The following is a 14,752-nucleotide window of genomic DNA, read 5'->3' as shown; positions in this document are numbered from 1 at the left end:
CTGACCGACTGACCGACTGACCGACTGACCGACTGACCGACGCGGACAGCCCGCCCCGCTCACCGAGGTGAGCGGGGCGGGCTGTCCGTCGAGCCACGGGGTCCCGCGCGCGTCTCAGGGACGGGGGCGGGTGGCGGTGTCGAGGTAGAAGGCGTCGATGCTCTGGACGGCCTGCTCGAACTCCTCCAGATTGACGGGCTTGGTCACGTAGGCGTTGGCATGACTGCTGTACGCGCCGGTGACGTCGTCCGGAGCGGTGGACGTGGTGAGCACGACCACGGGGATCGACTGCAGGTCGTCGTCGGACTTCAGGACCTTGAGCAGGTCGCGGCCGTTCATCCGGGGCATGTTCAGGTCGAGGACGATGAGGTCGGGCCGCGGGGTGCCCGGGGTCCGCAGGTGTTCCAGTGCCGCGACTCCGTCGGTGACCTGGACCAGGTTGCGGGCCCCACGCTCGGAGAGGGCTTCCTCGATGAGCATCGCGTCGGCAACGTCGTCTTCGACGAGCAGGACGTCGAAGGGGCGGATGGGGCTGGTCATTGTCGGATGCTCCGTGGGTTTCTCGTGGGAGTGGTGAAAAAGCCCCGGCCAGCGGCGCCGGGCGCCCTGCCGGGTCATGCCGCAGGCGGCGCCGATCTGCGGGTAGCCGGCACCCGCTCGGGCGGCGGCCACGGCCGCTTCCTGCTGCAGCCGTTCGGTGGCCTGCTTGAGGTGATCCAGCACATGAAGCAGGGCCAGGGCCTGCGCCGGGTCGTCCGGTGTCGGGGGTGACGGGGCGTCCAGGAGCCGGCGGGCAAGGCGCTGCGCGAGATGGCCGACCGCCGCGTCCGTGAGGGCGGCCGTCTCCCGCGGAGTGATCCGCGACACGAAGTCCTTGCCAGGCATACCCGGCACTCTAGGTCCCACAGGAGCGCCGCGACAACAAGGGTTGTCGCGCTCTAAAGTGTGCTGCCCCAACTTTCACGGCCACTGTCACAGCGAGGAGCCCACAGAATGACCGGCGATGAACGGCAATCGCGTACGCGAGGGCTCTCCGCGTGGACGACCAGGCGGTGGCTTCGCGTGGGGGTGGCCGCGTCCTTGGTGGTTCTGGCCCTGCTCGGAGCGGCGGGCGCATGGGTTCTGCAGCGGACCCAGTCGATCAGCGAGGAGCTGGTCGACGTGCGCTCTCCCGCGCTGACCGTCGCGATCCGCCTGGAGGCGGCCGTCCTCAACCAGGAGACGGGCATCCGCGGCTACGGGCTCACCGGCACGACGGACTTCATCACCCCCTACCGGCAGGGACTCGCCGAGCAGAAGGCGAACCGCGCGGAGCTCGCCGAGCTGCTGCGCGACGACTCCGCGGGCCTGGCGGACCTGAAGGCCGTGCAGGACGCCGTGACCACCTGGCAGGAGAGGATCGCCCGGCCCGTCGCGGCCGAGCCGCCCGGCTCCCCGTCGCCGCTGGCGAGTGAACGGGCAGCGGAGGGCAAGGCGACCTTCGACGTCGTACGGGCCGCCCTGAGCGACCAGCAGGAGCGGCTGCGCGCGGACAGCGCCCGCGCGAGGGACGACCTGCTGTCCACGATGACCCTGCGGAACTGGGTGTTCAGCGCCATCGCGGTGCTCATCGTCGTCCTCACGGCCCTGATCTTCGAAGGGCTGCGGCGCGGCATCAACAGGCCGCTGGAGCGGCTCGGCGCGGACGCCCGGGCGATCTCCGGCGGTGACTTCGAGCACCCCATCACCCCGACCGGTCCTGCGGACCTGCGGCGCCTCAGCGTCGAGATCGACTTCATGCGGCGGCGTCTCGTACGGGAACTGGCCGTCAGTGAGGAGACCCGGCTGCGGCTGGACGCGCAGGCCGCCGACCTCCAGCGCTCCAACGCGGAGCTGGAGCAGTTCGCGTACGTGGCCTCCCACGATCTCCAGGAGCCGCTGCGCAAGGTCTCGAGCTTCACCCAGCTCCTCCAGCGGCGCTACGGAGGCCAGCTCGACAGCCGGGCCGACCAGTACATCGACTTCGCGGTCGACGGCGCGAACCGCATGCAGGTTCTCATCAACGACCTGCTCGACTTCTCGCGGGTCGGGCGGCTGCACAACGCCCATCAGAGCGTCGATCTGGACAAGGTGCTGGAGAGGACCCTGTCCGCGCTCAGCGTCGGCATCGAGGAGGCCGGGGCGGTGATCACCCACGACCCGCTGCCGACCCTGGTCGCGGACCCCACCCAGCTGGGCATGCTCTGGCAGAACCTCATCGGCAACGCCGTCAAGTTCCGCCGCCCGGGCGTGGCCCCGAAGATCCACATAACGGCGGCCGAAGAGGACGACCTGTGGCGGTTCACGGTCACCGACAACGGCATCGGCATCGCCCCGGAGTACACGGACAAGATCTTCGTGATCTTCCAGCGGCTGCACACCAAGGACGCCTACGCCGGCAGCGGCATCGGCCTCGCGATGTGCAAGAAGATCGTCGAGTTCCACGGCGGGACCATCGCCGTCGACCCGACGTACCACGACGGGGCACGCTTCACGTTCACCCTCGCCCCCCAGCCGCCGGAGAACGGCGACCTCGTCACCCTGCCGGAGGCCGTCCGCTCCGACGCGGAGCCGGCCCGATGACCTCGGCCACGACCGCCGCCCCGGAGTCGGCCCCGGGCGAGCCGATGTACCGGATCCTCCTGATGGAGGACGACCTGGGCGACGCCCTGCTCGTGGAGGAACTCCTGCACGACACGGGACTGCGCTTCGCGCTGACCACCCGGACCACCCTGGCGGAGGCGCGCCTCGAACTGGTCGGCACCCCGATCGACTGCGTGCTCCTCGATCTGCACCTGCCCGACGTGTCGGGCATCGACGCGGTCCGTGCCGTCCGGGCCCTGGCCCCGCACACCGCGGTCATCGTCCTGACCGGGCTCTCCGAGGACCGCGCGGGCACCGACGCGATGGCCGCCGGGGCCCAGGACTATCTCGTCAAGGGGAAGGTCGAGGCGGACCTGCTGCAGCGGACGCTGCGCTACGCCGTCTACCGGAGCCAGACCGAGCGGGCGAGCGCCGAGGCCCAGGCCATCCGGCTGCGGGCGGAGGAGAACGCCCGTCTGGAACGCGGTCTGCTGCCCCAGCCGATCCTCGACACCTCCACGGTGCGGGTGACGTCCCGCTACCTGCCCGGTGCCACCATGGCCCTGCTCGGCGGGGACTTCCTCGACGTGGTGGAGGGGGACGACGGACTGCTGCACGCCGTGGTCGGCGATGTCAGCGGCCACGGCCCCGACGCCGCCGCGCTCGGTGTCTGCCTGCGCATCGCCTGGCGCTCCCTCGTACTCGGCGGACACCGCGGGGACGAGCTGCTGCACCTGATGGAACGCATCCTGGTCGCCGAGCGCGGTGACCAGCAGCTGTTCGCCACCTGCACCCTGCTCACCCTCGACCAGGACGCCGGCACCGCGACCCTCCATCTCGCGGGCCACCACGAACCCCTCCTCACCACGGCCGAGGGGACGTTGGAGCTGACCGCCGCGCACGGCATCGCGCTGGGCATCGTTCCCGGGGTCCGCAGCTGGCCCTCCACGGTCATCCCGCTGCCGAGCGCCGGGGCACTGACCCTCTACACCGACGGCCTCACCGAGGGCCACAACGGGACGAAGGGGGAGCGGCTGGGGGTCGAGGGACTGCTCACGCTGATCGAGGACCTGCCGTCGGCGGACCCGGCGGACCCGGCAGCTCTCGTGGACCTTCTCATCAGGGAGACCCATGCGCTGAACGCCGGACGGCACTCCGACGACCTGGCCGTGCTCCGGCTCGACTGGGGGAGCCGGCCCACCCGGTCCTGACAGCAGCCGGCCCCCGGGGGCGACCGGTTCCCGAGGTCTACCCGCCCCGGAGGACCTTGTCGCCTATGTCGTCGAGGTCGGTCGCCACGGGGATGCAGCCCAGCGCGGTGACGTGCAGGAGGTGCCGGATGCGCGGCTGGTCGACGATCAGCCGGACACTGCCGCCGCGGGAGCGCGCGCGGCAGTGGGCGCGGTGCAGGAGGTTCAGCCCGCTGGAGTCGATGAAGGTCACCGGCCGCAGGTCCACGAGGACGTGCGGGGCCTGTTCGCCGGTGGCGGCGTCCAGGTCGGCGGTGATCCGGGCGGCGCTGTGCAGGTCGATCTCCCCGTGCACCTCCACCACCGTGGCCGCGCCGAGCCGGAAGCGTCGTGCGTGGGCGCCGGGCACGTTCGTGACCGGGAGGGGACAGCAGTCGTGCAACGGCATGAGGGCCTCATCGTGGATGTCATCCTGGCCGCCATCCGCTGCGTCACGGCCGTGCGGAGGCGGCGCCTTCCGGTTGTTGCAGGCCGACGGGGGCAAGGTCGCCGCACTCGCAGCGTAGGACGCACCGGCCGCGCAGAAACGATGCATCCATGCGAAATGTCACCCGATCGGGTGAGTGACCATCGGATCACGCGACATATGTCGCCCAGCGCCGTATAAGCGTGGCGAACGTGTTCGTTACGATCGGGCCGTGACTGTGAGCAGAGAGCCGATGAGCCGCCGGGAGCGTCCTGCCAAGCCCGCGCTGTCCCGGCAGTGGATCGTGGACACCGCCGTGCGGATCATGCGCGCCGACGGGCTGGAGAAGGTCACCATGCGCAGACTGGCGCAGGAGCTGGACACCGGTCCGGCCTCGCTCTACGTCTATGTGGCCAACACCGCCGAACTGCACGCGGCCGTGCTGGACGCCCTGTTGGGCGAGGTCGACCTCGGGCGGGAGGGGGAGGACGGCGACTGGCGCGAACAGCTGGTGGCCGTGCTGACGTCCTACACCCTGGTGCTGTTCCGGCATCCGCAGCTCGCCCGGTCGGCCCTCGTGGCGCGTCCCAGCGGCGAGAACTACCTCCGCCTGGTGGACCGCGTCCTGGGCCTGCTCGCGCGCGGCGGAGCCCCCGTCGAGCAGGTGGCCTGGGGTGTCGACCTGCTGCTGCAGACCGCCACCGCCACCGCCGCCGAGCACTCGACCCAGGAGCAGGATCCCGCCGCGCGGGACGACTGGGACGCGCTCACCCGGGCGCTGCACGCCGCGGACGGGTCCACCCATCCGGCGATCAAGGCCCACATGCCCGCTCTCATCAGTGGTGCCGGTGGGCGGCTGGCCTGGGGCTTCGACGTACTGATCAACGGCATCACGTGCACACCCGTTCCCCGTACCGACGGCTGATCCGCCGCTGAGCCGCTCTTCGTAGACGCCGCCTCCCGCCCGTACCGGGCCGCACTCTCTGCCACCCATGGGCGAACTTGTTCGTGACGAACATGTTCGTTACGGTGGGAGTGTCCGGCCGAGCGGCAGCGGGATCCGCCCCTGCGCGCCCGGACCCACACTCCAGGAGGCCACAATGCGCAGCCATCACCCCATCGCGATCATCGGCGCGGGCCTGGGCGGTCTCACCACCGCCCGGGTCCTGCACGCCCACGGCATCGAGGCGGCCGTCTTCGACCTCGAACCCTCGGCGCAGGCCCGCACCCAGGGCGGCATGCTCGACATCCACGAGGAGAACGGCCAGCGGGCGCTGCATGCCGCGGGCCTCTTCGAGGACTTCCGGAAGCTCATACACGAGGGCGGCGAGGCGATGCGCCTGCTCGGCCCGGACGGCACCGTCCACGTGGACGAGAGCGGCGACGAGAGCCGGGGCCGCCCCGAGGTGGACCGCGGAGACCTGCGGGAACTCCTGCTGAACTCCCTTCCCCACGACACGATCCACTGGAACAGGAAGGTCACCCGTGCCCGCCCCTTGGACGGCGGACGGCACGAGGTGACCTTCGCCGACGGCTCGGTCGTCACCACCGACCTCCTGGTCGGCGCCGACGGGGCCTGGTCGCGCGTCCGGCCGCTGCTCTCGGACGCCCGGCCCGCCTACACCGGGATCTCCTTCGTCGAGACCGACCTGCTGGAGGCCGACGTCCGCCACCCGCGCAGCGCCGCGGTCGTCGGCCGCGGGTCCTTCTTCTGCCTCGGTGACCGGCGTGCCCTGCTCGCACACCGCGAGACCGACGGCAGCCTGCACGTCTACACCGCACTGCGGGCCGACGAAGGCTGGCTCGACACCATCGACTTCGGTGACACCGCCGCCGCCAAGGCCGCGGTCCTCACCCACTTCGAGGGCTGGGACGAGAGTCTGCGCGCTCTCGTCGCCGACGCCGACGGCACGCCGGTGCCCCGCCGCATCCACGCCCTGCCGGTCGGGCACCGCTGGGACCGCGTCCCGGGGGTGACGCTGCTCGGTGACGCCGCCCACCTGATGTCCCCCTTCGCCGGGGAGGGCGCCAACCTGGCCATGCTCGACGGAGCCGAACTCGGTCTGGCGCTGGCCGCCCACCCGGGCGACACCGAGGCCGCGCTCACCGCGTACGAGGAGGCGCTCTTCCCGCGCGGCGAGGCGTCCGCCACCGACTCCGCCACCAGCCTGGAGACCATGTTCGGCGAGCACGCACTGGAGCGTATGACCGAGTTCTTCCGCCGGCACGCGAGCTGACCGGGACTCCAGAAGTCATGGACGCGCGGCCAGGGGGAAACCGGCCGGGCATGGACGCAACGACAACGACGCGCGTACGGCGCCTGGTTGCCCTCGCGGCGGTCGTTCCGCTCGTCGGGGCCTGCGGCGGAGGCCACCAGGGCGGCAACGGGAAGGACGGCGCCTGGGCGGTCGGGGCCCGGCCGGTCCTCGCCGGGGGTGCCGACCTCGTCATCAGCACCGACAACGGGGTGCGGCTGAGGCCCGCCGACGGCGACCGGGCCGGCGTCGACCGGCACATCCGGCACACGTGGTCCCACCGGAACGACACCTGGGTGCTCGACCTGTCCTGCCCGCCACGGGACACGCACGGCCGGGAGTGTCCCCGTATGCCCGAGGTCGACGTCCCGGCGGGCACGTCCGTCACCGTCTCCGCCCGCAACGCCGGGATCGACGCGGCCGGTGTGTCCGCCGCACTGGACCTCACGACCGTCAACGGCGATGTGACCGTGACCAGGTCCGGGCACGAGGACGCCGCCGTGCGGCTGACGACCCGTAACGGATCCGTGCGCGCGGGCACCCTGCGGGCCGGCACGCTGCACGCCGAGACCGTGAACGGCGACGTGACGCTCGACTGCGCTACGGCCCCGGGCGGGGTCGGCGCCCTCTCCACCAACGGCTCGGTCCGGATCACCGTGCCACGCGACGCGCCCGCCTACCGCGTGGCGGCGACCACCGACAACGGCCGCCCGTCGGTCGGCGTCCCCACCGCCGGCGGGGACGAGCACCACAGCATGACGCTCACCACCGTCAACGGAGACGTGACCGCCGCCCTCCGGTGAAGCCGCCCTGTCCCCCCGCTCCGGGGCTCGGCCGAGCCTAGGGGTGGGTACACCTGTGGTCAGGGGTCCGCAACCGGTGCCGGGGCGGGGGCCGGGAGTGCGAAAGTGGTGGCTGCCACGTGGCGGGTGCCGCGGTGTGCACAGGTGACGCGGTACGGGAAAGGGGCGTTGAGCGAGATGGACGTGCAGGCCGGTGTGGTGGCCGCGGTGAGGGGCCTGGGCCTGGCGCTGTTGTCGATGGTGTGTTCGCTGGTGCTGTTCTGCCTGACGGTGGTCTCGCTCGCGCTGCTGCCGCTGGGGGTGGGGGTCCTCACCACACCGTGGCTGACGGACCTGGTGCGGGCCAACGCCGACTTACGGCGGCGGCTGGCCGGGACGTGGTGCGGGGTGGACATCGACGTGCCCTACCGGCCGATGCCGCCGGTGGAGAGCGGACTGGTCGGGCAGGTGCAGCGCTGCCGCTGGCTGCTGAAGGACCCGGCGACCTGGCGGGACCTGGCGTGGATGATCTTCGACCCGATCGTGGGGTTCACGCTGGGCGTCCTCGCGGTGGGGCTGGTGGGGTACGGGCTGCTGGGGTTCGTGCTGGCGGCCGGACTGTGGCGGCCGCTGAGCGGTGTGGGCTACTGGTACGGGTTCATCCCGGTGAACGACCAGCTCGACGGACTGGCGGCGGCGGGACTCGGAGCGGTGCTGATGGCGACGGGGGTGCGCTACAACCCGGCGATCCTGCGCGCGCACGGTCTGCTCACCCGGGCGTTCCTCGCGCCGGACCACGAACGCGAACTGCAGATACGCATCGAGCGGCTCCAGGAGTCCAGGGCGGACGCGGTGGACGTGTCCGCGGCCGAACTGCGGCGCATCGAGCGCGACCTGCACGACGGGGCGCAGGCCCGGCTGGTCGCGGTGGGGATGAGCCTCGGCACCATCGAGCACCTGCTGCGCACGAACCCGGAGAAGGCCGCGCAGTTGGTGGCCGAGACCCGTAAGTCGTCGGTGGAGGCGCTGGAGGAACTGCGGCAGCTGGTGCGGGGCATCCACCCGCCGGTGCTGGCCGAACGGGGACTGGGGGACGCGGTGCGGGCGCTGGCCCTGCGCAGCCCGGTGCGGTGCGAGGTCGGCATCGAGCCCATCGGGCGGATGGCCGCGCCGGTGGAGGCCGCCGCGTACTTCTCGGTGTCGGAGATGCTGACCAATGTGGCCAAGCACGCCCAGGCGGACCGGATCTGGATCGACATGCGCCACGAGGAGGGCATGCTGCGGATCACGGTGACCGACGACGGCAGGGGCGGCGCGGACCCGGCGGGAGGCACTGGGCTCACGGGCCTCGAACGCAGGCTCGCCGCCTTCGACGGGATCCTCGCCCTGAACAGCCCTCCGGGTGGCCCGACCACCGCGACGATCGAGCTGCCCTGCGAGGTGCTCGCCCGGCCGTCCTGACCGGCCCCGACGCGCCCTGGCCGGCCTCTGTACGGAGCAGAGGCCGGCCAGGCGGGTCAGGCGGGCGACTCAGTCGGACAGGATGAGGCGGGAGATCTCGGCGATGACCTCGCCGGCCCGCGGCGTCAGATAGAAGTGGTTGCCCTGGAACACCTTCAGGGCGAACTCGCCTTCGGTGTGGGCGCGCCAGTCCTCGGCCTCGTCCACCGTGGTCAGCGGGTCGGCATCGCCCATGAAGGCGAAGATCGGACAGGTCACACGCGGAGTGCCGGCCGGATGGTAGGTCTCGATGGCCTGGTAGTCGGCCCGCAGGGTCGGCAGGACCAGGCGGCGGGTCTCGGGATCGGCGAAGACGGCCGGGTCGGTGCCGTTGAGCGCCTTGACGGAGGCGATGAGTGCCTCGTCGTCCTGACGGTGGACCGTCTCACCGCGGAACCGGGACGGTGCGCGCCGGCCGGAGACGATGATCCCCGCGGGGGACCGGCCCAGCTCACTCTCCATCAGCCGGCCCACCTCGAACGCGATCGCGGCGCCCATGCTGTGGCCGAAGAGCCAGGTCTGCTCCAGCCCGTCACGCGGCAGCTCGCGGAAGACACGCGCGGCCAGGGTGCGGATGTCGGTGACGGGCGGTTCCGTGTGGCGGTCCTGGCGCCCGGGGTACTGGACGGCGAGGACCTCGACCTTCCCGGCGAGCGCCCGTGAGACGGGGAAGTAGTAGCTCGCCGCACCGCCCGCGTGCGGGAAGCAGATCATCCTGGGGACCGCCTGGTCCGCCGGATGGAAGTCGCGAATCCAGATCGAGGCGCTGTAGGGGGAAGTGACAGACATCGAGCAGTCCTCGTTCTCGGATAGGTCCGACTGAAGCCTCCGCCTCAGAGCTGCCCCCAGCCTTCACGCCCCACAGGACGGGCGGAAGCCCTTAATCGCCCCTATACGCCGAGTGGCGGCGCCCGGACCCGGGGCGCCGGCACAGCCGGCGCGGTCCGTAAAGAGCGGCGTCGGGACAGGTGGAAACGGCCGGACACGATAGGGGCGAGCAGGGGTTGGGGCCCTACATCACCCTGCGTAGCGTTCCCGGCAAGCACGCGTCGAGGCGAATCGACGCCTTTCGACCCGGGGTGGCTTTGTGGGTGACCAGGAAAAGCTTCTTGACTACCTCAAGCGCGCGACTACGGACTTGCGTGCAGCCCGTAGGCGCATCGCTGAGATCGAGCACCGTGAGCGGGAACCCATCGCCGTCGTCGCGATGGCATGCCGCTATCCGGGCGGCGTGACCTCGCCCGAGGGCCTGTGGGACCTCGTGGACAAGGGCGTCGACGCGGTGTCGGCGTTCCCGTCCGACCGCGGCTGGGACGTCGAGGACCTCTACGACCCCGAACCCGGCAAACCGGGGAAGTCGGCGGCCCGCGAGGGCGGATTCCTCTACGACGCGGGCGACTTCGACGCCGAGCTCTTCGGTATCAGCCCGCGCGAGGCCACCGAGATCGACGCCCAGCAGCGGCTGCTTCTCGAAGTGTCCTGGGAGGTGCTGGAGCGCGCCGGCATCGACCCCACCACGCTCAAGGGCAGCCCGACCGGCGTGTTCGCCGGGGTCATGTACCACGACTACGCGGGCGGCAGCAACGGCGGAAGCCTCGTCTCCGGCCGTGTCGCCTACACCCTGGGCCTGGAGGGCCCCGCGGTGACCCTCGACACCGCCTGCTCCTCCTCGCTGGTCGCCCTGCACATGGCGATCCAGTCGCTGCGTTCGGGAGACAGCTCCCTCGCGCTCGCCGGCGGCGTGACGGTGATGTCGACCCCCGAGATGTTCGTCTACTTCAGCGAGCAGCGCGGCATGGCCGCGGACGGCCGTTGCAAGTCCTTCGACGCCTCCGCCAACGGCATCGGCTGCTCCGAAGGCGCCGGAATGCTCCTCCTGGAGCGGCTGTCCGACGCGCGCCGCAACGGTCACCCCGTACTCGCGGTGATCCGCGGCACCGCGGTCAACCAGGACGGCGCGAGCAACGGCCTCACCGCTCCCAACGGCCCCGCCCAGCAGCGCGTGATCAGGCAGGCCCTGACCAACGCGGGCCTGTCGGCGGCCGACGTGGACGTCATCGAGGCACACGGCACGGGAACGACGCTGGGTGACCCGATCGAGGCACAGGCCCTGCTGGCGACGTACGGGCAGGGGCGTACGGAGTCGCTGTGGCTCGGGTCCATCAAGTCGAACATGGGTCACACGCAGGCCGCGGCCGGGGTGGCGGGCATCATCAAGATGGTGCAGGCCATGCGGCACGACACCATGCCCAGGACGCTGCACGTGGACGAGCCGACGCCCCAGGTGGACTGGGAGGCGGGCGACGTCCGGCTGCTGACCGAGGCACGGGCGTGGCCGCCCGGTGAACGTCCCCGCCGCGCCGGCGTGTCGTCCTTCGGGATCAGCGGCACCAACGCCCACGTCATCGTCGAAGAGGCGCCCGCGGCCGAGGAGGAACCGGTGGAACGCCGGGAGCTGCCGGCCGTACCGCTGGTGATGTCCGCCAGGACACCCGCCGCGCTGCAGGCACTGCTCGACCGCATGGCCGCCGTCGACCAGGACGCGCTCGACGTGGCCTACTCGGCGGCGACGGGCCGGGCCGCCCTCGAACACCGCGCCGTACGGGTCGGGTCCGAGACCGTCATCGGCTCGGTCAGCGAGGGCAAACTGGCCTTCCTGTTCACCGGCCAGGGCAGCCAGTGGGTCGGCATGGGCCGCGAACTGTACGAGACGTTCCCGGTGTTCGCGGCGGCGTTCGACGAGGTCTGCGCCCTGCTCGACGTGCGCGAGGTGATGTGGAACGACGAAGAGGCCCTCGGCCGCACGGAGTTCACCCAGCCCGCGATCTTCGCCCTCGAAGTGGCGCTGTTCCGGCTCGTGCAGTCGTGGGGCATCAGGCCCGACCTGCTGGCCGGGCACTCCATCGGGGAGCTCGCGGCCGCACACGTCGGCGGCGTGCTCACCCTGGAGGACGCCGCCCGGCTGATCGAGGCACGGGGCCGGCTGATGCAGCAACTGCCGCCCGGCGGGGCCATGGTGGCCGTGCAGGCGGCGGAGGAGGAGGTCGTACCCCTCCTCGGTGACCGCGTGGGCATCGCGGCCGTCAACACACCGGACTCCGTGGTCATCTCCGGCGCGGAGGAGGCGGTGTCCGCGGTCGTCGAGCTGTTCACCGGCCGCAGGACGAGCCGGCTCAAGGTCTCGCACGCGTTCCACTCCCCACTGATGGACCCGATGCTGGACGACTTCCGGAAGGTCGCCGAGAGCGTCACCTACCACGAGCCGGTCATCCCGCTCACCAAGGACGTGGGATCGGCCGAGTACTGGCTGCGGCACGTGCGGGACACGGTGCGGTTCGCCGACGACGTCCGCGACCTCAAGGACCGGGGCGTCACACGGTTCCTCGAGATCGGACCGGACAGCGTGCTCACGGCGATGGCGGGACAGAACGCCGACGGCACGATGGCGGCCACGCTGCGCCGCGACCGCCCCAGCACGGAGAGCCTCTTCACCGGCGTCGGAAGACTGTTCACCGCCGGAGTCCCGGTCGACTGGAACGCCGTGTTCGAAGGACGCGGAGCACGGCGCGTCGACCTGCCGACCTACCCCTTCCAGCACAAGCGCTACTGGCGCACGACGGAGACGAGTCTCGCCTCCGCGGGACTGGAATCCGTCGAGCATCCGCTGCTGGGCGCGGGCGTCGCCCTGCCCGACGGCGGCGGGGTCGTGTTCACCGGACGGCTCTCCCCGGCCTCCCAGCCCCGGCTCGCCGACCACGACGCCCTCGGCGTCATCGTGGTGCCCGGTGAGGTCTTCCTGGAACTGGCGCTGTTCGCCGGAGAGCGGACGGGCCGCGGCCGGATCGAGGAACTCGACGTCCACGCGCCGCTGGTCCTCGCCGACACCGAGGACACCGTGACGCTGCGCGTGCTGGCCGACGAGGCCGGAACCGTCAGCGTGCACGCGCGCCGCGACGACCACGCTCCCTGGATCAGGCACGCCACCGGCACCCTGGCCACCGAGGCCGGCGAAGCCCTCTGGCCGCGCGACGACGAGACGTACACCGCACTGCTCGACGACGCCGCACAGACCGCCGGCCTCGCCCTGGACGGCGGGCGGACCCTGGCCCACGCGTGGCGCGGAGCGTCGGTGCGCCTCGACGAGCAGGGCACCCCGGTCCTGTCGGTGGAGTCCGTCGAGACCCGCCCGGTCACCACGGACGAGGTACGGGCACACACCGCCGGCCGCGAACCCCTCTTCCACCTCGACTGGGTCACCGCCCCGGCGCCCGCCGCCGAGACCGGCAGCCACACGCTCTACGAGTGCCCGCCGCTGGACGAGGCCGCGCCGGAAGGCTTCCGTACGCTCACCGCCGGGGTCCTCGCCGTCATCCAGCAGTACCTCGCCGACGGGGAGTCCGCACCCGAGAAGCTCGTGGTCGTCACCCGCGGCGCCGTCGACGGCGACGACCTCGCACACGCGGCCGTATGGGGCCTGGTGCGCGCGGCGGAATCGGAACACCCCGGCAGGTTCGTCCTGGTGGACCTGGACGCCGACGCCGAACTCCCCGAGGAGGCGCTGCGCCTCGACGAGCCCGAGATCTCCGTCCGCGGCGGCGAGATCCGGGTCGCGAGGCTGGCCCGCGTCACCGCGACGGGCGGCGGAACCCCGGAGTGGGGCGCGCACGGCACGGTCCTCGTCACCGGTGGACTCAACGGACTCGGCGCCCTGACCGCCAGGCACCTCACCGCCGAGCACGGCGTCAAGAAGCTCCTGCTGACCAGCCGGCGCGGCATGGACACACCCGGCGCCGCCGAACTGGTCGCGGACCTGACCGGGTCGGGCGCCGAGGTGGAGGTGGCCGCCTGCGACGTCACCGACCGGGACGCCCTGGCCGCACTGCTCGCCGAACACCCCCTGACGGCCGTCGTGCACTCGGCCGGTGTACTGGACGACGCGCTCATCGGCGCGCTCACGCCCGACCGGCTGGACGCGGTCATGCGGCCGAAGGTCGACGCGGCCTGGCACCTGCACGAACTCACCCGCGACCACGACCTCTCGGCGTTCGTGATCTTCTCGTCCGTGGCCGGCACGCTCGGCGGCGCCGGACAGGGCAACTACGCCGCCGCCAACGCCTGGCTGGACGCCCTCGCCCGGCACCGGACCGCCAGGGGACTGCCCGCGCTGACCCTGGGCTGGGGTCCCTGGACCGAGGTCGGCGGCATGGCCGACCGTCTGGACGACGCCGAACTGCAGCGGCTCACCCGCACGGGCATGCCGCCGCTGTCCCCGGCCGAGGGACTGGCGCTGCTGGACACCGCGCTCCTGCCCGGTCTCCCCGCGGCGATGCTCCCGGTCCGCTTCGACCTGGCGACGATGCGGTCGCTGGCCGAGTCGGGAACGCTCTCCGCCGTCTTCGGCGGTCTGGTACGCGTCCAGGCCCGCCGGGCCTCCGCCGGCAGGGCGTCGTGGGAGCGACTGGCCCAACTGGACGAGGCGGAGCGCAAGAAGTTCCTCCTGGAGCTGGTGCGCGAGCACGTCGCCCGGGTCCTCGGACACGGCGGAGCCGACGAGGTGGAACCGCACCGCGCGCTCAACGAGCTCGGCCTCACCTCGCTGGGAGCGGTCGAGCTGCGCAACGGCCTCAACGCCGACAGCGGGCTGTCACTGCCTCCGACGCTGGCCTACGACCACCCGACCTGCCTCGCGATCGCCGAGCTCGTGTACGACGGCCTGCGTCCGGCGGAGACCGACCTGGCGGCACCGCTGCTGGCCGAGCTCAACCGGCTGGAGGCCGCCGTGGCCGAACTCGCCTCGGACGACGAGGCCCACGCCAAGGTCACGGCGCGGCTGGAGGCGCTGTCGCGGCGGGCCAGGGACGCGCGGAGCGGGACGGAAGAGCCGGCCGCCGAGCTGGTGCCCGACTCGGACGACGAACTGTTCGCGGTGCTGAACAAGGAACTGGGCCTGTCCTGACG

General features: G+C 72.0%; 9 protein-coding genes and 1 pseudogene. 7 read left to right on the top strand and 3 right to left on the bottom strand.

Annotated elements, in window-relative coordinates; genetic code table 11:
* Positions 1-114: 114 nt before the first annotated feature.
* On the bottom strand, positions 115-885 hold the full coding sequence (locus ACFYXC_RS15160; protein ID WP_388906944.1) for a response regulator: 771 nt from the start codon (positions 883-885) through the stop codon (positions 115-117).
* A 108-nt stretch (positions 886-993) separates the two neighbouring features.
* On the opposite strand from ACFYXC_RS15160, the gene ACFYXC_RS15155 reads away from it, so the two are divergent.
* Both ACFYXC_RS15155 and ACFYXC_RS15150 read left to right on the top strand, forming a co-directional pair.
* Positions 994-2,601 carry an ATP-binding protein gene (locus ACFYXC_RS15155; RefSeq protein ID WP_389551314.1) on the top strand — a complete coding sequence of 536 codons (1,608 nt, stop codon included), beginning with the start codon at positions 994-996 and terminating at the stop codon, positions 2,599-2,601.
* Complete coding sequence (locus ACFYXC_RS15150; protein WP_388906950.1) at positions 2,598-3,812, top strand: PP2C family protein-serine/threonine phosphatase; 1,215 nt, start codon at positions 2,598-2,600, stop codon at positions 3,810-3,812. The genes ACFYXC_RS15155 and ACFYXC_RS15150 overlap by 4 nt, the downstream gene beginning before the upstream one ends.
* A 37-nt stretch (positions 3,813-3,849) precedes the next feature.
* On the opposite strand, the gene ACFYXC_RS15145 is transcribed toward ACFYXC_RS15150, so the two are convergent.
* Positions 3,850-4,239 (bottom strand): STAS domain-containing protein, encoded by a 390-nt coding sequence (locus ACFYXC_RS15145; protein ID WP_389551311.1) that lies wholly within the window; start codon positions 4,237-4,239, stop codon positions 3,850-3,852.
* Positions 4,240-4,489: 250 nt separating this feature from the next.
* Between ACFYXC_RS15145 and ACFYXC_RS15140 the strand changes: the two genes are divergently transcribed.
* From ACFYXC_RS15140 to ACFYXC_RS15125, 4 genes are all read left to right on the top strand, one after another.
* On the top strand, positions 4,490-5,182 hold the full coding sequence (locus ACFYXC_RS15140; RefSeq protein ID WP_388906955.1) for a TetR/AcrR family transcriptional regulator: 693 nt from the start codon (positions 4,490-4,492) through the stop codon (positions 5,180-5,182).
* 175 nt (positions 5,183-5,357) lie between these two features.
* Positions 5,358-6,494, top strand: a complete 1,137-nt coding sequence (locus tag ACFYXC_RS15135) for an FAD-dependent oxidoreductase (protein WP_389551308.1) — start codon at positions 5,358-5,360, stop codon at positions 6,492-6,494.
* 50 nt (positions 6,495-6,544) lie between these two features.
* Positions 6,545-7,315, top strand: coding sequence for a DUF4097 family beta strand repeat-containing protein (locus ACFYXC_RS15130; protein WP_389551305.1), 771 nt, complete (start codon positions 6,545-6,547; stop codon positions 7,313-7,315).
* Between the two features lie 177 nt (positions 7,316-7,492).
* Positions 7,493-8,755 carry a sensor histidine kinase gene (locus ACFYXC_RS15125; protein ID WP_388907561.1) on the top strand — a complete coding sequence of 421 codons (1,263 nt, stop codon included), beginning with the start codon at positions 7,493-7,495 and terminating at the stop codon, positions 8,753-8,755.
* A gap of 69 nt (positions 8,756-8,824) precedes the next feature.
* Here the strand turns inward: ACFYXC_RS15125 and ACFYXC_RS15120 are convergent, their stop codons facing one another.
* Positions 8,825-9,583 (bottom strand): thioesterase II family protein, encoded by a 759-nt coding sequence (locus tag ACFYXC_RS15120; protein WP_389551302.1) that lies wholly within the window; start codon positions 9,581-9,583, stop codon positions 8,825-8,827.
* 340 nt (positions 9,584-9,923) lie between these two features.
* Between ACFYXC_RS15120 and ACFYXC_RS15115 the strand changes: the two are divergent.
* A pseudogene (locus ACFYXC_RS15115) lies at positions 9,924-14,750 on the top strand (SDR family NAD(P)-dependent oxidoreductase); the annotation flags it as partial.
* Positions 14,751-14,752 lie beyond the last annotated feature (2 nt).

Origin of the sequence: Streptomyces sp. NPDC002701, assembly GCF_042889045.1 — a bacterium.
Lineage (GTDB): Bacteria > Actinomycetota > Actinomycetes > Streptomycetales > Streptomycetaceae > Streptomyces.
This window is presented reverse-complemented; position numbering and strand designations above follow the sequence as displayed.